Here is a 16,334-nt window from a genome sequence, read left to right on the forward strand (position 1 = left end):
AGCCCGCGCCCGGCGCGCCCCCCGCGCCTGACGCCCCCGCCTTCGATCCCATGGCCCCGCGCCGCGACGCCCCGATCTTCCGCCTCCAGCGCACCGCACCGAGCGAGCCGTTCGCCTCCCCCCCTGCGCCGTCGCCCGCCACGGCGGCCCCGCAGCCCCAGGCTCAGCCTCAGGCTCAATCTCAGGCCCAGCCGCAGCCGCTTCAGGCCGCGCCGCAGGAGGGCGCCCGCTACTACTCGGTGCACCGTCAGGCCGGTCGCCAGCCCGACGCCACGCCCCTGCCGCCGGCGGTCTATCTGGACGGCCTGCCGGTCGAGCTGACCACGCCCCCGGCCTCGACGGACCTGGCCGAGCCCCCGGCCCAGCCAGCCCTGATCCGCAATTCCAACGGCCGACTTCAGGCCGCCCCCGACACCGAAGTCCAAGACCAGCCATGAGCGACGGCGCCGCCCTTCCCCCAATCTCCCTTTCGGAGTCTGCCTCCCTCTCGGAGCCTGACGCCCTCTCGGAGTCCGACGCCGCTTCGCGTCTGCCCGACCTGATCGCCCTGGCGCAGGAGACCTCCAGCGAGAAGCGCCGCGCCCTGCTGCGCGAGCTGACCGACCACTTCTTCGGCGACCCGGAACGCAGCGAGGCCGAGACCGCCCTCTACGGCTCGGTGCTCAGCGACCTGACCGACGCCATGGAGCTGGCCGTTCGCGCCGAACTGGCCGAGCGCTTCGCCGCCGCGCCCGACGCCCCGCGTCAGCTGATCCGCCGCCTCGCCAACGACGAGGCCGAGGACGTGGCCCACCCCGTCCTGCGCGCCTCTCCGGTGCTGACCGAGGCCGACCTGATCCAGGTCATCCACTCGCGCGGTCAGGGCCATATGCGCGCCGTCAGTCAGCGAGCCTCCCTGTCCGAAGCCGTGTCCGACGCCATCATCGAGCGCGGCGACGACGAGACCCTGGGCGTCCTGCTCGGCAACGACGGCGCCCAGATGTCGCGCGCCGCCTGCGAGACCGCCGTCGAACGCGCCCGCGTCAATCCGGCCCTGCACGCCCCGACCGTCGAGCGCGCCAGCCTGCCGCCCGACCTGCTGAACGAGATGTATTTCGAGGTCGAGGCCCGCCTGCGCCAGCGCATTCTGGAACAGAACGCCCGCATGGACCCGGCCCTGCTGGAAAGCGCCCTGGCCGCTGGGCGCACCCGCGTCGCCACCGACGACGGCGCCCTGCCGCCCGACTACGCCGAGAGCCTGGCCTATGTCGAGGAACTGAACGTCGCCGGCCAGCTGACGCCGCCAGTGCTCGCCCGTTTCCTGCGCTCGGGCAGCCGGACCTCCTTCCTGATCGCCCTGTCGCAACTGGCCGACATCGACTTCCACACCGCCCGCCAGATCATCGACCGGCGCGAGCTCGACGCCCTGGCCGTGGTCTGCAAGGCCGCCGACCTGGATCGCGCCCTGTTCCTGACCTACGCCGTGGTCCTGCTGAACACCGACGGCGACGCCATGGGCAAGGCCCGCGCCTATGCCGGCATGTACAACGACCTGACCAACGAGGCCGCCCAGCGCACCCTGCGCTTCTGGCGCATGCGTAAGGCCATGCACGCGGCCTGAGCCCTTTTCCTCCCCATTTCATGGGGAGGGGGACCACGAAGTGGTGGAGGGGGCGACGCCGCCCTGACCTCATTAGCGCACAATAGGAACCGTCGCGCCGCCCCCTCCGTCACGTCCGCTACGCGTCCGCGCCACCTCCCCATGCAAATGGGGAGGAAAGCAGCGCCCCTCCGCGCTCAAGTAGCCCGAAGGCCGATGGTGCCCCTAGAATGCCAAAACGCCCGCCTTCCTTTCGGAAGACGGGCGCTGCATCCAGCCTGAAAAGGCGGGTCTTACTTCTTGGCGGCGCGGGGGGCGCGGGCAGGTTTGCGGCCGCCCTGGCCCAGGCCCATCTGCTTGGCCAGATCCGAACGGGCCTTGGCGTAGTTCGGGGCGACCATCGGATAGTCCTTGGCCAGGCCCCACTTCGCCCGGTATTCCTCGGGGCTCATATTGTATTTGGTGCGCAGGTGACGCTTCAGCGACTTGAACTTGCGGCCGTCTTCCAGGCAGATCAGGAAGTCAGGCGTGATCGACTTGCGCACCGGAACCGCCGGTTCCTTGGGCTCGGGCTCGACTTCGACCGGCGCCGACGACACGCCCGACAGAGCGGCGTGAATCTGAGCGATCAGACCAGGAACGGCGTCAGCCGACACGGTGTTGTTGCTCACATAGGCCGACACGATGTCCGCCGTCATTTCGAGCAGTTCGGGTTTTTCTTCCATGGGGGATCGCCTGTTTCAGGAGCCAAACGCATTCGACTGATCAGACCCGACCCGTCGGTGTTTGGTTTCATACGGATGTTCCGGGATGAACGCAATGCAAGCATAGATCATCATTGAAGCCGTCAGTTTCTATACTGATCTAAAACGAGATCAGCCGCACAGCTTCATCGACCGAAGTTATCCGCAAGCGCCAACATAGCCGCACGCTCGGGTGCGGAGTATTCGTCGATCCGCTCTTCGTCGCCCTCGCGGATCGCGCGAAGAAGGGCCGGCGTCAGCGCCGAAGACAGAGACCAGTTCCAGTAACGCAGCACCGTCTGCGCCCGATCCACGGCCAACATTTCATATGTAATCTGCACCCGCTCCCAATCGGGATGGACGGCGCCGTCCGCATCGAGCTCAGGCCGGCGCATGGCCCGCCACAGGGTCTGCAGGTTCAGCCGCGACAGGCCGGTGGCCTTGCACAGGATGGCCATGGGCTCGCCGCCGGCGTCGCCCATGATCTTGGCTGCGGTCAACGGCTTGACGCCCGACAGATAGCCGATCTCGCCGACCAGCTCGCGGGTCATGCCCTGGCCTGCGGCGGCGACCGCGTCCTCCAGGCCGTTGTAGGGGCTTTTGTCGATGGCGGCGCGATTGCGCTGGCGGCGCTCGATGAACTGCAGCGCCTTGCGCGTCACAGGATCGGACCAGCCCTCGGCGGCGGCCACGGCGAACAGGTCCTCGACGCTGTCCTGCAGGACCTCGCGCGACACGGCGAACCTTTGCAGCACGGCGCGGCGCTCCTCGGCTCCGCACCACCAGAACATGACATAGGCCCCCGACGGCCGCAGCTCGGGCCGTTTCAGCAGGGGCGCGCACAGGGCCGGGCTCTGGCGGCTCAGCGCCACCACGCCCTCGATGGCCACCTGCGCCAGACGCGCCGAAGCGTTCTTCAGCACCGCCTCGATGACGGCGTCCTCGCCAAAGCTCAGCAGGGTTTCCGTGACCACTTCCGACAGGCCGCGCCGCTCGGCGATCAACAGCCGATGCTCGATCCCGGCGTCGCGGGCGCAGCCGATCAGGTCCACGTCGGTCAGCGAGGCGCACTGCTCGATCAGCGGCCCCGCCACCGACGGCTCGTCGCGCAGCAGCAGCCGCGCCAGACTGTTGGGCAGTTCCGCCAGCGGCGCCAGCCGCACCGCCACCCGCCGCCGCTCCTCGACCGAGGCCAGCCGCAGCAGGTCCACCAGCAGGTCGCCTGTCACCGCCCGCTCGAAGGCATTGATCCGACTGGCGGGCAGACAGACGACATCGGCCAGCCGCCGCAACAGGGTCTGGCGGACCTTCGACGCCGCTGGCGGGGCGTCGGCGTCGGAACTGACAGCCGGAATCGACATGACTTCTACCCTAGCGCGAGCCGGTTAACCGCGCGTGAGGGGCGGAAAGCTCGACTTCTCCTCCCCATTTTATGGGGAGGTGGCGCGGCGCGCAGCGCCGTGACGGAGGGGGCGGCGCGACGGCAAACGGCGAAGGCGCAACATCGGGGACGGGCCAGCGTCGCCCCCTCCACCGCTGCGCGGTCCTCCTCCCCATGAAATGGGGAGGAAAGCCATTGCGCCCTACAACCCCTCGAACAGGGCCGTGGACAGGTAGCGTTCGGCGAAGCTGGGGATGATGGCGACAATGGTCTTGCCCGCATGCTCATCCAGCGCCGCCAGGCGGAAGGCGGCGACCAGGGCGGCGCCCGAGCTGATGCCGACCGGCAGGCCTTCAACGCGAGCCGCCTTGCGGGCCATGTCGAAGGCCTCGTCGTTGGAGACCTGTTCGACCCCGTCGATCACGGCGCGGTCGACGATGGAGGGGACGAAGCCCGCGCCGATGCCCTGGATCTTGTGCGGGCCGGGCGCGCCGCCCGACAGGACAGGCGAAGCGGTCGGCTCCACCGCGATCATCTTCACCGAGGGCCGCTTCAGTTTCAGCGCATGACCGACGCCGGTGATAGTGCCGCCGGTGCCGACGCCGGCGATGACGATATCCACCGCCCCCGCCGTATCGTTCCAGATTTCCTCGGCGGTCGAAACTTCATGGATGGCGGGGTTGGCGGGATTCTCGAACTGCGAGGGACTGACGGCGCCCGGCGTGCGGTCCAGGATTTCCTGCGCCATGCCGATGGCGCCCTTCATGCCTTTTTCGGCCGGGGTGAGCACCAGTTCGGCGCCCAGCAGGGCCAGCATCTTGCGCCGCTCGATCGACATGCTCTCGGGCATGACCAGGATCAGCTTGTAGCCCTTGGACGCCGCGACGAAGGCCAGGGCGATGCCGGTATTGCCCGACGTCGGCTCGACCAGGATCGAGCCCGGCCGGATCTTGCCCGCCTGCTCCAGCGCCTCGATCATGGCCACGCCGATCCGGTCCTTGACCGAGGCCAAGGGGTTGAAGAACTCCAGCTTGGCCAGCACCGTCGCCTTGGGCGCCAGTTCCGCCGTCAGATTGGGCAGCCTCACCAGGGGGGTGTCGCCGATGGTGTCGATGATGCTGTCATAGACCCGGCCCCGTCCGGCCTTCTTGTGGCGGCTGGCGTCATAGGCGGTGTCGGACATGGGCGATCTCCGTGCAGCGGTTTCGTCTAGGTGACAGTCCTTATACGCGCGAGACCAGACTGCGCCGCACAGGAATTCTCTCAGGCGCTTTAGCGCCGCTATAAAGGCGCCGGCGCCTCATGACGCCAGCCCCCGCCGCGCCGGATCGAAGGGCAGGACCTCGCGGATCGAAATCAGGGTCTTGAACGCCCGCACCCGCGCGTCGTCGTTCAGCACCTCGCGGGTGAAGATCTCATAGGCCTCCATGGTCGGCGTGCGGACATAGAGGACGAAGTCGGTCTCGCCGGTCACGTACCAGGCGGCCTGGACCTCGGGCCGGGCCGTCAGGCTGTCGATCAGGGCGTCCAGCACCGCCGTCCCCTCGCGCTCCATCTCGACCAGGACGTGCATGGTCAGGGCGCGCTCCAGTCGCCCCTCGTCGATCACCGCCACGTCGGCGACGATGACCCCCTCCTCGCGCAGACGGCGCAGGCGGCGCGACACCGCCGATTCCGACAGACCCACCCGATCCGCCAGCACCCGCGCGGGCTGCAGATTGTCGCGCCGGACCAGATCCAGCAGCCGGCGGTCGAAATCGTCCAGCGTGACGGCTTGCTGCATCATACTTCTCTAAAACGACGTTTTATTGCATTCTAGCAGCAGAATTCAGCGAGAAACACAGGCGGCTTTTCACTAGGTTCCCGGCCGATGTCCTCCCCGACCCTGTCCCTGAATTCGCCGCGCCTTTCGGTCGCCCTGCCCTATCTCGCCCTGGTCGGCGGGATGGTGTCGCTGGCGGTCGGCACCTCCTTCGCCAAGGGCCTGTTCCCCCTCGTCGGCGCCGAGGGCACGGCGGCCCTGCGTGTCGGCCTGTCCGCCCTGGTGCTCATCGCCATCTGGCGGCCGTGGCGCTTCGCCCTGACGCGCGCCGACGCCGGGCGGGTGGTGCTTTACGGCCTGGTGCTGGGCCTGATGAACCTCAGCTTCTACATGGCGCTGCGGACCATCCCCCTGGGCCTGGCCATCGCCATCGAGTTCAGCGGCCCCCTGGCCCTGGCCCTGATCCATTCGCGCAAGCTGGTGCATTTCGCCCTGGTCGGCCTCGCCGTCGCCGGTCTGGCCATGCTGTTGCCGATCTGGAGCGGGGTCGAGGGGCTGGACCCGGTCGGCGTCGCCTACGCCGCCTTCGCCGGCCTGTGCTGGGCCCTCTACATCGTCTTCGGCAAGCGCCTGTCGCACATGCACGCGGGTCAGTCGGTGGCGCTGGGCATGAGCACCGCCGCCCTGGTCATCCTGCCCTTCGGCGTCTCGACGGCGGGCGTCGCCCTACTGGCGCCCTCGGTCCTGCTGCTGGGCCTCGGCGTCGCCCTGGTGTCCAGCGCCCTGCCCTATTCACTGGAGATGATCGCCCTGCGTCACATCCCCAAACGCACCTTCGGCGTCCTGCTCAGCGTCGAGCCGGCCATCGGCGCCATGGCGGGCATGGTCCTGCTGCACGAACAGCTCAGCCCTCTACAGTGGCTGGCCATCGGCTGCATCGTCGCCGCCTCCATCGGCGCGGTCCTGACCGCGCCGCGGGGCCAGACCCAGCCCCTGACCGAGCCCGGCGCGCCCGCCTGATCTTGGCCTGATCCCAGGCCTCACGCCCGGCCCGTCAGAAACGACGCTGAAGGCTCAGACGGACGCTGCGCCCGATCGGGTCCTGCCAGTCCCGGCCATAGCCGGGCGCGGGCGCCCCGTCGCCCAGACGCGCCTCGGGCCGCGCGTCGAACAGGTTGCTGACCTCCAGGCTCAGTTGCAGACCGGCGCTGCGGCGGCGCGGCCCGCCTTCCTCGTCGGCGTTCGCGGCGCGAACCGAGGTCGACGTCATCTGGAAGCTGACCTTGAGGTCCACGGCGGTATAGGGCGCCGTGATCAGATCTCCCGGACCGTCCTGCCCGCCGAAGCGCCGGGTCCGATAGCCGTCCTGCCAGCGCGCCGAGGCATTGACGCCCCACCGGCCCCGCCGCGCGTCGAGCATCGCCCGCGCGTCCTGGCGCGAAACGCCCCCGCCGTCGCCCTTCAAGCGGTCCAGCTCAGGCAACCCCGCCGCCAAGGACAGGGTGTTGCTGAGCCTCAGGTTATAGTTGAGCGACACCCGCAAGACCGTCGCCTCATGGGCGGCGACGCCGGCGGGTCGCGGAAGGTTGAAGTTCAGACTGCTGGTCAGGCCTTCCGTCAGGGTCGAACTGAGGTTCAGCGGCCGAAAATCGATGCTGGTCAGACGCCCGTTCGCATCCCGCTGGAACCGATCAGGAAAGGCCGCCTCGACGTCCTCGGTCAGGTCCGGCAGGGCGCCGATCCCGTCGGTCGATTCCGTGCGTTGGTATCCAAGGTTGGCCGCCAGGGACCACCGGGTGAACGGTCCGAGCGAGGCGGTCACGGACAGGCTCTCTGTGCGGGGCGGTCGTAGATCCGGATTGCCTCCCCGAAGCGGCGTGATCTCCACCGCCTCTCCGGTCTGGAAGTCGAACACGACCACGGGCGTATCGAAATAGACCGGCTCGAACCTCTGCATGTCCGGGACGCTGGCGCTGGAGGCCGACCAGACGCCGTTCAGGCGTATGCCCCTCTTCGGCGCCCAGTTCAGGGCGGCGTTCACCTCGTCTCCATCGCCGCCGCTGGACTGCCGGACACTGCCGCCCAGGGTCGCCAGAAGGTCTCCCAGCTTGCCGAGCCCGTTCTCTTGACCCGCCTTCGACAGCGGAACCGTGAGCGAACCACGGACCTCTCCGGTCTGGAACGTCGTCGTGATGCGGGCTTGAGGGCGATTCAGGGTGGAACGGTTGCCCATGAGATTTCCGCCCAGGTTCGCAACCACCGCGCCCGACGGCAAATCCATGACCGTTCGGCCCGCCGAACCGTTGAAACCGATGGACTGGTTCTCGCTTCGGATATTGGCGAAGCCCTCATCCCGAGAGCGCGACGCTTGACCGTTCATGTTCCCCTGCACTGACCAGCCGAGCGCCGTTCCGCTGAGCCCAGCCGAGGCTCCCAAGCTTTCCGACTGGCGGCGGCCCTCGACAATGTCGGCGCCCAGACGCGAAACGGGGCGGCTCTCCCTCGCCTGTCCGTTCAGACTGAAGACCCCGGCCCATTGACCCAGGGATCGCGTCAGATTGACGTTGGCCGACACGGTCTCGGTGCGAGGGCGCAGCGTGATGGCCCCGGCCCCCGCGCCCTCCTCTTCATGACCGCGGTCGCGCTCATCGGCTCGCAGGGCGCTGTCGCGCGAAACCCGGACGCCCGCCTGGTGCGTGTTGTCGCCCGCGATGGCGGAACGACGCAGGTCGGCGGACAGGGAGGAGGTCCCGCCCTGCGTCGGACGTGATCCGACCATGCGGCCGTCGTAGCTGGAGAAGCGTCTCTGCAGCACCAGGTTGACCACCCTCTGGCCGGGCGCGCCGCCGTACAGGGCCCCCGCCTGGGGCGGCAAGATCTCGGCCCGCACCAGGGCGTCTGGCGGGAAGCCGGAAAAGACGGCCGAATTCGCCACCCGCTTGCCGTTGACGATCACCATCGGCTCGTCGCCGACGCCGAGTGTTTCGCCGATCCGATCCAGGACCTCGCCGATGTCATAGGCGCCCAGGGCGTCGATCTCGGCGCCGTTCAATTCGGTCTCGGGCGGCACCCGCGCCGCGCCGCGCCGGCCGCGCACCTCGACATCATCGACGCGCACCGGATCATCGAGATTGGTCAGGGTCACGACCTGCTGCGGCGCCTCGGTCGGAACCGGACCATCGAGCGACGCCTCGCCAGGCCCCGCAGCGTCCAAGGTGGCGAGCAACAGCCACAACATTACTGTACCCCCGCCCTACTGTAACGCCCTCCTATCTACATCTACGTCAACTTATCCGACCCTCCAACACCGAACCTCACGTCAGGCGCGTCCGCTGAGCCTCCAGGATGGGCGGCACCCCTGATCGCGGCGAAGCTGACGCCCCTTGCCGGGCATCCAGCCCGCTCCCCAACGTCGACTCGATTGATGACGCGCAATGCCCCTGCGGGGTGAATCTTGAAACCCTGGTCTCCTGCGGCGCGATCTACGGGCATTCCCGTAGATCGGCTTCACCGCTCATTAACCACGATGAGGCATCCGTTAACGGTTAGAGGCCTGTGTCAGGATCGACCCGACGCAGGCCGAAGGGGCCGTCTTTTTGCGCAATCTCGTCGCCGCCGTCGAAGCGATCGACCCGCTGGTCGTCACCGGCAAGGTGGCGGGCGTCAGCGGCCTGCTGATTGAATCGCGCGGCGGCCTGTCGCGTCTGGCGGTCGGCGCCCGGGCCGAGATCCAGCGGCGCGGCCAGCCCCCCCTGCCCGCCGAGGTCGTCGGCTTCCGCGACGCCAAGGCCCTGCTGATGCCCTTCGGCCCGGTCGAGGGCGTGGCCCCCGGCGCCGAGATCAAGATCATCGACACCGCCGCCAGCGTGCGCCCCACCACCGCCTGGCTGGGCCGCATCATCGACGCCTTCGGCCTGCCCATCGACGGCCTGGGGCCGCTGCCGCAGGGCGCCGTCCCCTATCCCCTGCGCGCCTCGCCGCCGCCGGCCCATTCGCGCGGTCGGGTGGGCGAGCGGCTGGACCTGGGCGTGCGCTCGATGGACGTCTTCACCACCACCTGCCGGGGCCAGCGCCTGGGCATCTTCGCCGGTTCGGGCGTCGGCAAGTCGGTGCTACTGTCCATGCTGGCCAAGCAGGCCACCTGCGACGTCGTGGTCGTCGGCCTGATCGGCGAACGGGGCCGAGAGGTCCGCGAGTTCATCGAAGAGACCCTGGGCGAGGAAGGCCTGAAGCGCGCCATCGTCGTCGTCGCCACCTCGGACGAACCGGCGCTGAAACGGCGCCAGTCGGCCTATATGACCCTGGCCATCTCGGAATACCTGCGCGATCAGGGGCTGGAGGTCCTGTGCCTGATGGACAGCGTCACCCGCTTCGCCATGGCCCAGCGCGAGATCGGCCTGGCCGCGGGCGAGCCGCCGACGACCAAGGGCTATACTCCCACCGTCTTCACCGAACTGCCCAAGCTGCTGGAGCGCGCCGGTCCCGGCCCGATCCGCCCGGACGGCACCGAGGCCGGACCGATCACCGCCCTGTTCACCGTCCTGGTGGACGGCGGCGACCATGACGAGCCGATCGCCGACGCCGTGCGAGGCATCCTCGACGGCCACATCGTCATGGACCGCAAGATCGCCGAGCGCGGCCGCTTCCCCGCCATCGACGTGCTGAAGTCGGTCAGCCGGACCCTGCCCGGCTGTCAGACCCCGCCCGAGCGCGAACTGAACCGCCGCGCGCGCCAATGCCTTTCGGCCTACGCCAACATGGAAGAGCTGATCAAGATCGGCGCCTATCGCACCGGGGCCGACCCTATCGTCGACCGCGCCATCGCCCTGAACCCCGCGCTCGAGACCTTCCTCGGCCAGGACAAGGACGACCACACCAGTCTGGACGAGAGCTTCGTGCGGCTGGAGGCCATCCTGAACCAGGGGATGATGGAGTGAGCGGCCCAGACTCCGTCTTTCCTCCCCATGTCATGGGGAGGTGGATCGGCCGCGCAGCGGGCGAGACGGAGGGGGCGACGCCGCCGCAAGACCTTATCCAGCGCCAGGACAGGCATCTATCGCGCCGCCCCCTCCACCGCTTCGCGGTCCCCCTCCCCATGAAATGGGGAGGAAAGCCCTGTGCGTCTCGCCACGTCTTCTTAACCCCCGCAACCGCATCGTGATCTTATGACCGCCTGGGCCCAATCCTTGATCCGCATCTCCAACTACGAAGTTGAGACGCTGCAAAAGCGTCTGGCCGAGGTCGCGGCCCGCAAGGCCGAGGCCGAGATGCGCGTCGCCGTCCTCGACGCCGAGGTCGAGATCGAGCGCCAGAACGCCCGTCTGGACCCGTCTTCTGGCATGATGTTGCAGGCCTATCTGAAGGGCTGGGCATTGAAGCGCGCCGACGCCGAAGGCGTGGTCGCCGCTGTCGCCGCCGAGGAGGAAGGGGCCCGCGACGCCCTGACCAGCGCCTTCGAGGAGCTGAAGAAGTTCGAGCACGTCGCCGAGGCCGCCCGCCTGAGCAAGCTGCTGGCCGCCGCCAAGCGCGAAACCGCCGCCTTCGACGAAATGGGCCTGCGCCGCCGTGCGGGGGGCTGACACGCCTCTTGATCCTCCCCCGCGCGCGGGGGAGGGGGACCATGCGCAGCATGGTGGAGGGGGCGGACCCGCCCGCCGCCATTTCTTATCCGATCTCCTGCCTGTATCCGCCCCCTCCACCGCTTCGCGGTTCCCCTCCCCACAAGTGGGAAGGAAAGAAGCGCGATGATCGACCGCCGCGCCTTCCTCGCCGCCCCCGTAGCCCTGGCCGCCTGCGGCTCCGGCGAGGCCGCCGTCGTCCCTATCGAGCGCCCGGTCCCTTCGCTGAAATCCATCGCCCCCTTCCCCATCGGCGCCGCCTGCATGACCGGCCAGCTGTCAGACCGGGTCTGGTCCAACCTCGTCTCCGAACACTTTTCCCAGCTGACGGCGGATTGGGAGATGAAGATGGAGTACATTCTTCAGCGCGACGGTTCGTTCCGTTTCGACGCCCCCGACCGTATCGCCGCCTTCGCCCGCGACCAGAATCTGCGCCTGTTTGGCCATACCCTGATCTGGTACGCGCAGAGCCACCCCTGGTTCGAGGCCCTGACCGGCGACCGCGCCCGTTTCGCCGCCGAGTATGACCGCTATATCGCCACGGTCGCGGGCCGCTGGCGCGGTCAGGTGGTCGGCTGGGACGTGGTCAACGAGGCGGTGTCCGAGGACGGCCAGGGCCTGCGCGACTGCGTCTGGAGCCAGGGCCTCGGCGGGATCGACGCCTATATCCTGCGCGCCTTCGAACAGGCGAAGCTGGCCGCGCCCGAGGCCGTGCTCTTCCTCAACGACTACAATCTCGAGAACAATCCGGTGAAGGGCGCCACCTATCTGCGTCTGGTCGAGCGGCTGCTGAAGGCCGGGGCGCCGATCACCGGCCTGGGCACCCAGAGCCACCTCGACATCGACATTCCCGCCGGTCAGATCACCGTCTTCATGCGCGAACTGGCCCAGTTCGGTCTGCCCATCCATGTCTCCGAACTGGACGCCTCCCTGCGCGACGACGGCCGCCTGCCCGACCTGCGCCCGCGCCGCCAGAGGATCGAGCGCCAGACCGCCCGGGTCGCCGAACTGGCCGAGGCCTTCATGGCCCTGCCCCGCGCCCAGCAGTTCGCCTTCACCACCTGGGGCGTGCGCGATATCGACAGCTGGCTGCGTCGCGGCGACAAGGACGACGGTCAGGACAGTCCTCTGCTGTTCGACGCAAAGGGCGGGGCCAATCCGATGTTCCATGCGGCGGCGAATGCCTTCGCCCCTTGAGGGAGAAGGTGGCTTGCGCAGCAAGACGGATGAGGGGTGTGAGAGCCGTCAGACGATAGTGATGCAGCGCGCCCGCCACAGCGGATAGGGCGCCGCCGACACCCCTCATCCGAGCGCCTCCGGCGCCCACCTTCTCCCTCAAGGGGAGAAGGATGAAACGCGCGCAAGCAGCGCCCGACAAAGCAAAACGCCCGCCGGTTTCCCGGCGGGCGTTTCAAACTCGACCCTGAGTGGAGGCTCAGGCCCCCGATCAGGCGGCGACGCTGACGGCGCCTTCCGACGGGTCGCGCAGGACATAGCCCCGGCCCCAGACGGTTTCGATGTAGTGCTTGCCGTTCGCCGCCGTCGCCAGCTTCTTGCGCAGCTTGCAGATGAAGACGTCGATGATCTTCAGTTCCGGCTCGTCCATGCCGCCGTAGAGGTGGTTCAGGAACATTTCCTTGGTCAGGGTCGTGCCCTTGCGCAGCGAGAGCAGCTCCAGCATCTGATATTCCTTGCCGGTCAGATGCACGCGGTGACCGTCCACCTCGACCGTCTTGGCGTCCAGGTTCACGGCGATCTCGCCGGTGTGGATGATGGCCTGGGCGTGGCCCTTGGAGCGACGGACCACGGCGTGGGTGCGCGCGATCAGCTCGTCCTTGTGGAAGGGCTTGGTCAGATAGTCGTCGGCGCCGCCGCCGAAGGTCTTGACCTTGGTTTCAATCTCGTGGCTGCCCGAGAGGATCATGACCGGCGTATTGATCTTGCCGACGCGCAGCTGACGCAGAACCTCAAGGCCGCTCATGTCGGGCAGGTTCAGGTCCAGCAGAATGAGGTCGTAGTCATAGATCTTGCCCAGATCGATGCCTTCTTCACCCAGGTCGGTCGTATAGACGTTAAAGCCTTCCGACTTGAGCATCAGTTCGATGCTCTGGGCAGTGGCGTGATCGTCTTCAATCAACAGGACGCGCATTCATGCCCCTCCAGGCAAAGCTTGGCTGCAGCCGCCGAGAAGACGACGACCGGGTAACCTTGTTCCAACGTTAACGGGTCAAAACCTTAAGAAGGGTTAACGGGTCCCGATATGGAACGCTTAGGCTGATTTGCGAATCGCCGTCGAGAGTCCCGAGTCAAGGATTCGTTAATTTATTAACCATGTCGCGCGTCTTGCCCCCTTGACGTTCGCAACATCCCCGACCGCGCGTCCAATCGTCCACAGCCGATCCCGCGCCCGGCAAGGCGAAGCGACCGATTTTGACGTGAGCTAGGACAACATTCCTAGCCTGCCCCGCGACACCGCACATGATGGGGCCGCAGAAAAATACGTTCGGGAGCAACTGACGACATGGAATCCTATCGGGTCGAGCCCTATCGCGTGCCGGTGACGGAGGGCGACCGCATCCGCGCCGACGCGGCCCTGCATCTGGCGGCCTACGCCTTCGGGGTCCCGGCGACCGAGATGCTGCGGCGCGAGCGCACCCGCCCGCGCGCCTGTCGCGCCCGCTGGTCAGCCATGTACCTGGCCCATGTCTCCTACGGCTGGCCGCTGGAGCGTGTGGGCCACGCCTTCGGCCTGAACCGCGCCACGGCCTCGACCGCCTGCCGCTGGGCCGAGGACGCGCGCGACCACGACAAGTACGACGCCGTCATGGACGGGCTGGAGACCTGCCTGCGCGCGGTCATGGAACTGCCCGCCGTCGACCTGGCTCTGGCCCTGGGAGGCGACCGATGAGCCTGCCGCAGACGCGAATCGTGGAACGCGCCCGCGCCCTGCTGGACCGGCCCGGCGCCTGGCTGGACCAGTCGGGCGCCGCCTATCCCCTGCGCCTCGGCGGCGACCGGCGCGGGCGGGCGGTGCTGACCCTGGACGAGGCGGCGTTCCGCGCCCTGGTCGAGCGCCCCGGCCTGCGTCGCCGCGAAGGCGGCGGCTGGCAGGCGCGCGCCAGACCCGCGACCAACACCTCGCTTTCACCAGGCTTGGCCCCCAGCCCGCCGCCCGGCCGTCCCGGCCTGATCGAGGGCGAGCGTCCCTTCATGGAGCTCGACGGCCGCCTGACCACCCGCCGCGCCAATCTGGGCGAGAGCCCCGTCGCCTGGCTGGCCCGGCGCAAGGACGCCTCGGGCCGCCCCTGGCTGAGCCCCGCCGAAGTCGCGGCGGGCGAGCGGCTGCGCCATGAGGCCGAAATCGCCCTCAGCGGCCCGTCGCTGACCATGCGCTGGGACGCCCTGCCCCGCGCCGGGGGCGGCAGTTCCGCCCGCGTCGAGCCCAGCGACCGCGCCCTGTCCGCCGCCGCCCGCGTCGAGGCGGCGCTGAGCGCCTGCGGCCCGCGCCTGCGCGCCCTGGTCGAGCGCGTCTGCATCCACGGCACGTCGCTTCGGCTGGCCGAGGAAACCCTGTTCCTGCGCCGCCGTCAGGGCAAGACGGTGCTGAAACAGGGACTGCAGGCCCTGGCCGAACACTATGGCCTCGGCTGACGAAAAAGCCCGCCCCGGCGAACCGGGGCGGGCGAAGTCGAGGGATCACACGATCCGCTGACGCGCCCCGCAGGTCAGACGCGTCAAGCCGGTGCGATCAGGGCGTTTCCAAACCTTGACCGCACAACCACAAAGCGCACCAATAAACATGAATGTCAATACAATGATCTTGCGCCCGCGCGGTCGACGACGAGTCCGACATCAGACGCGTCAAATGTCAGCTGAGGGTGGGAAGCGGACATCAGAAATCTGCCCTCCCTTGCTGCTTCTCGACCGATCCTGCGATCAAAACGAACTGTCTGGCCGCGAAGAGAAAACCTCAAACAATCAGTGTTTTCCAACGCATTCTCTTGTTTTTTACAGGTATAGCGTCAACTCCATCGGGTCGTGTACTCGGCGGTACGTTATGTGATCATTTTCATCTATACTTTCAATTTTGTAAGATATAGCCCCGCCATCCAACATCTTCAAAAGATTTATATTAACGCCGTCAATAGTGACGCGTTTCTCGGTAACGTTGTCTACAATGACAGTTTGCACATTTGTGCCTACATCAAGTCCAACTAGCCCAAGCTTTCCGCCGTTAGTCCAAATGCGAACCTCGTAGGTCGGCGTATTCCGGATTCGCCGCGCCTTCCAGACGATTTCGACGCTCGCTTTCGGTCCATTTTCGAATGCGGCGGGTCGGTAGGAAGCAGGACTGGGGAGCTCGGTCCCATTTCCAGCTAACCCAAAGGCCTTTATGCTTCCCTGTTCTAAAGGCCCGTGGATCTGCTGATGGGGCAATGCTGCTGCGGCGCCGCCCCAAGCTTGCCTATCGAAGCGACCGTCTCCATCGCTGTCGGTAAGACACGCGATATAGGCTCAACCCCAACCTGCGCTTCTTGCGGGCGCACAATAAATTCCCCTACGCACATCTCCAGCAGCGAACAGAATTGATCCTGCAGGAATATTCTGACGCCCTAAATTCACCCGAACGGAAATGTCACTTTCTATCGTGACAGATCGTAGGGGTATTATTGTTCTGGTAAAAAGGGGTGCGCCACGTCTTGCTATCAGTTCGGCGGTGGCGTCGATTTCCTGCGGAAGCGAGCGAAAAATAGTGTCGCCGCCTGTAAACAGATCGGTTTGTGCTTCAGGCACCTGCGATTCAGCCATCATCGGGAAACTAAGCATCGCCGCACTCAGCGCGCACAACAAGGATCGCATTATCACAATTCCACGTTTGATAATCTTTGCTTGGTACAAGCGTGCCCCTATTATAGCAAAGCTGGCAACGGCAAAGTGAGCGGATCCTGGCTCCGATATCCAGACCAGAAAGCTGACGTCACTTTCGCCAGCTAAGGGTCGTGAACCGAAGTTCGCTTAAGGGTGGAAAGCGGACATGAGGTAACGGCCAAAATCGTCCTGCCATCGCGAGGGCGACAATAAGCGGACGCTTCCCAATGGGCGCTTTATAGCTAAGCTAAAATCAACATCGAAGTTCAAGGGGTGAGGCGATGGTTGATCAGGTCATGTTGAGCATTTTCGCAAAATGCAGCGGCTCTGACGTGCCCCTGAGAATTTCCTCCACGCGGAGCTAGAGTCCGGCCCTTGAAAG

General features: G+C 67.0%; 14 protein-coding genes and 1 pseudogene. 8 read left to right on the forward strand and 7 right to left on the reverse strand.

Translation table 11 applies throughout. The features are described 5' to 3' along the window. Together DXK21_RS15250 and DXK21_RS15255 are read left to right on the forward strand one after the other, a co-directional pair. Positions 1 to 437 (forward strand): annotated as a pseudogene (locus DXK21_RS15250) (hypothetical protein); the annotation flags it as partial. After that, on the forward strand, positions 434 to 1,600 hold the full coding sequence (locus tag DXK21_RS15255; protein ID WP_114818623.1) for a DUF2336 domain-containing protein: 1,167 nt from the start codon (positions 434 to 436) through the stop codon (positions 1,598 to 1,600). The pseudogene DXK21_RS15250 and the gene DXK21_RS15255, both read left to right, overlap by 4 nt. A gap of 272 nt (positions 1,601 to 1,872) precedes the next feature. On the opposite strand, the gene DXK21_RS15260 is transcribed toward DXK21_RS15255, so the two are convergent. The 4 genes from DXK21_RS15260 to DXK21_RS15275 all read right to left on the reverse strand — a co-directional run bounded on the left by DXK21_RS15260 (position 1,873) and on the right by DXK21_RS15275 (position 5,486). Further along, positions 1,873 to 2,304 carry a Ros/MucR family transcriptional regulator gene (locus DXK21_RS15260; RefSeq protein ID WP_114818624.1) on the reverse strand — a complete coding sequence of 144 codons (432 nt, stop codon included), beginning with the start codon at positions 2,302 to 2,304 and terminating at the stop codon, positions 1,873 to 1,875. Between the two features lie 164 nt (positions 2,305 to 2,468). Next, positions 2,469 to 3,683 carry a DUF2336 domain-containing protein gene (locus tag DXK21_RS15265; RefSeq protein WP_114818625.1) on the reverse strand — a complete coding sequence of 405 codons (1,215 nt, stop codon included), beginning with the start codon at positions 3,681 to 3,683 and terminating at the stop codon, positions 2,469 to 2,471. A gap of 222 nt (positions 3,684 to 3,905) precedes the next feature. After that, positions 3,906 to 4,886, reverse strand: a complete 981-nt coding sequence (cysK, locus tag DXK21_RS15270) for a cysteine synthase A (RefSeq protein WP_114818626.1) — start codon at positions 4,884 to 4,886, stop codon at positions 3,906 to 3,908. 117 nt (positions 4,887 to 5,003) lie between these two features. Continuing rightward, entirely contained in the window at positions 5,004 to 5,486 is a 483-nt protein-coding gene (locus tag DXK21_RS15275) for an Lrp/AsnC family transcriptional regulator (RefSeq protein WP_114818635.1), read from the reverse strand. Positions 5,487 to 5,573: 87 nt separating this feature from the next. Between DXK21_RS15275 and DXK21_RS15280 the strand changes: the two genes are divergently transcribed. After that, the gene (locus DXK21_RS15280) at positions 5,574 to 6,485 is read left to right on the forward strand and encodes an EamA family transporter (RefSeq protein WP_114818627.1); all 912 of its coding nucleotides are present in this window, start codon (positions 5,574 to 5,576) and stop codon (positions 6,483 to 6,485) included. Between the two features lie 34 nt (positions 6,486 to 6,519). Here the strand turns inward: DXK21_RS15280 and DXK21_RS15285 are convergent, their stop codons facing one another. Further along, the gene (locus DXK21_RS15285; protein ID WP_114818628.1) at positions 6,520 to 8,703 is read right to left on the reverse strand and encodes a porin family protein; all 2,184 of its coding nucleotides are present in this window, start codon (positions 8,701 to 8,703) and stop codon (positions 6,520 to 6,522) included. A gap of 358 nt (positions 8,704 to 9,061) precedes the next feature. Between DXK21_RS15285 and fliI the strand changes: the two genes are divergently transcribed. The 3 genes from fliI to DXK21_RS15300 all read left to right on the forward strand — a co-directional run bounded on the left by fliI (position 9,062) and on the right by DXK21_RS15300 (position 12,280). Continuing rightward, complete coding sequence (gene fliI, locus DXK21_RS15290) at positions 9,062 to 10,402, forward strand: flagellar protein export ATPase FliI (protein ID WP_114818629.1); 1,341 nt, start codon at positions 9,062 to 9,064, stop codon at positions 10,400 to 10,402. Positions 10,403 to 10,630: 228 nt separating this feature from the next. Then, positions 10,631 to 11,044 carry a flagellar export protein FliJ gene (locus tag DXK21_RS15295; protein WP_114818630.1) on the forward strand — a complete coding sequence of 138 codons (414 nt, stop codon included), beginning with the start codon at positions 10,631 to 10,633 and terminating at the stop codon, positions 11,042 to 11,044. Between the two features lie 165 nt (positions 11,045 to 11,209). Beyond that, positions 11,210 to 12,280: an endo-1,4-beta-xylanase gene (locus tag DXK21_RS15300; protein WP_114818631.1), complete on the forward strand. Its 1,071-nt coding sequence runs from the start codon at positions 11,210 to 11,212 to the stop codon at positions 12,278 to 12,280. Positions 12,281 to 12,530: 250 nt separating this feature from the next. On the opposite strand, the gene ctrA is transcribed toward DXK21_RS15300, so the two are convergent. Continuing rightward, positions 12,531 to 13,232 carry a response regulator transcription factor CtrA gene (gene ctrA / locus DXK21_RS15305; protein WP_114818632.1) on the reverse strand — a complete coding sequence of 234 codons (702 nt, stop codon included), beginning with the start codon at positions 13,230 to 13,232 and terminating at the stop codon, positions 12,531 to 12,533. Positions 13,233 to 13,604: 372 nt separating this feature from the next. Here ctrA and DXK21_RS15310 point away from each other — a divergent pair, with 372 nt between their 5' ends. Further along, positions 13,605 to 13,991 (forward strand): chromosomal replication initiator DnaA, encoded by a 387-nt coding sequence (locus DXK21_RS15310; protein WP_114818633.1) that lies wholly within the window; start codon positions 13,605 to 13,607, stop codon positions 13,989 to 13,991. Then, complete coding sequence (locus DXK21_RS15315; protein WP_114818634.1) at positions 13,988 to 14,734, forward strand: DUF6456 domain-containing protein; 747 nt, start codon at positions 13,988 to 13,990, stop codon at positions 14,732 to 14,734. The genes DXK21_RS15310 and DXK21_RS15315 overlap by 4 nt, the downstream gene beginning before the upstream one ends. Before the next feature lie 864 nt (positions 14,735 to 15,598). On the opposite strand, the gene DXK21_RS16620 is transcribed toward DXK21_RS15315, so the two are convergent. After that, positions 15,599 to 15,982 (reverse strand): hypothetical protein, encoded by a 384-nt coding sequence (locus tag DXK21_RS16620; protein ID WP_162790715.1) that lies wholly within the window; start codon positions 15,980 to 15,982, stop codon positions 15,599 to 15,601. Positions 15,983 to 16,334 lie beyond the last annotated feature (352 nt).

The sequence above is a fragment of the Brevundimonas bullata genome (assembly GCF_003350205.1).
GTDB classification, from domain to species: Bacteria; Pseudomonadota; Alphaproteobacteria; order Caulobacterales; family Caulobacteraceae; genus Brevundimonas; species Brevundimonas bullata.

Coding starts and splice junctions, on each gene's coding strand:
- DXK21_RS15260 (WP_114818624.1), bottom strand. CDS start 2,304: ATGGAAGAAAAACCCGAACTGCTCGAAATGACGGCGGACATCGTGTCG.
- DXK21_RS15265 (WP_114818625.1), bottom strand. CDS start 3,683: ATGTCGATTCCGGCTGTCAGTTCCGACGCCGACGCCCCGCCAGCGGCG.
- DXK21_RS15315 (WP_114818634.1), top strand. CDS start 13,988: ATGAGCCTGCCGCAGACGCGAATCGTGGAACGCGCCCGCGCCCTGCTG.
- DXK21_RS15280 (WP_114818627.1), top strand. CDS start 5,574: ATGTCCTCCCCGACCCTGTCCCTGAATTCGCCGCGCCTTTCGGTCGCC.
- DXK21_RS15285 (WP_114818628.1), bottom strand. CDS start 8,703: ATGTTGTGGCTGTTGCTCGCCACCTTGGACGCTGCGGGGCCTGGCGAG.
- DXK21_RS15300 (WP_114818631.1), top strand. CDS start 11,210: ATGATCGACCGCCGCGCCTTCCTCGCCGCCCCCGTAGCCCTGGCCGCC.
- DXK21_RS15295 (WP_114818630.1), top strand. CDS start 10,631: ATGACCGCCTGGGCCCAATCCTTGATCCGCATCTCCAACTACGAAGTT.
- DXK21_RS15275 (WP_114818635.1), bottom strand. CDS start 5,486: ATGCAGCAAGCCGTCACGCTGGACGATTTCGACCGCCGGCTGCTGGAT.
- ctrA (WP_114818632.1), bottom strand. CDS start 13,232: ATGCGCGTCCTGTTGATTGAAGACGATCACGCCACTGCCCAGAGCATC.
- DXK21_RS15255 (WP_114818623.1), top strand. CDS start 434: ATGAGCGACGGCGCCGCCCTTCCCCCAATCTCCCTTTCGGAGTCTGCC.
- cysK (WP_114818626.1), bottom strand. CDS start 4,886: ATGTCCGACACCGCCTATGACGCCAGCCGCCACAAGAAGGCCGGACGG.
- DXK21_RS15310 (WP_114818633.1), top strand. CDS start 13,605: ATGGAATCCTATCGGGTCGAGCCCTATCGCGTGCCGGTGACGGAGGGC.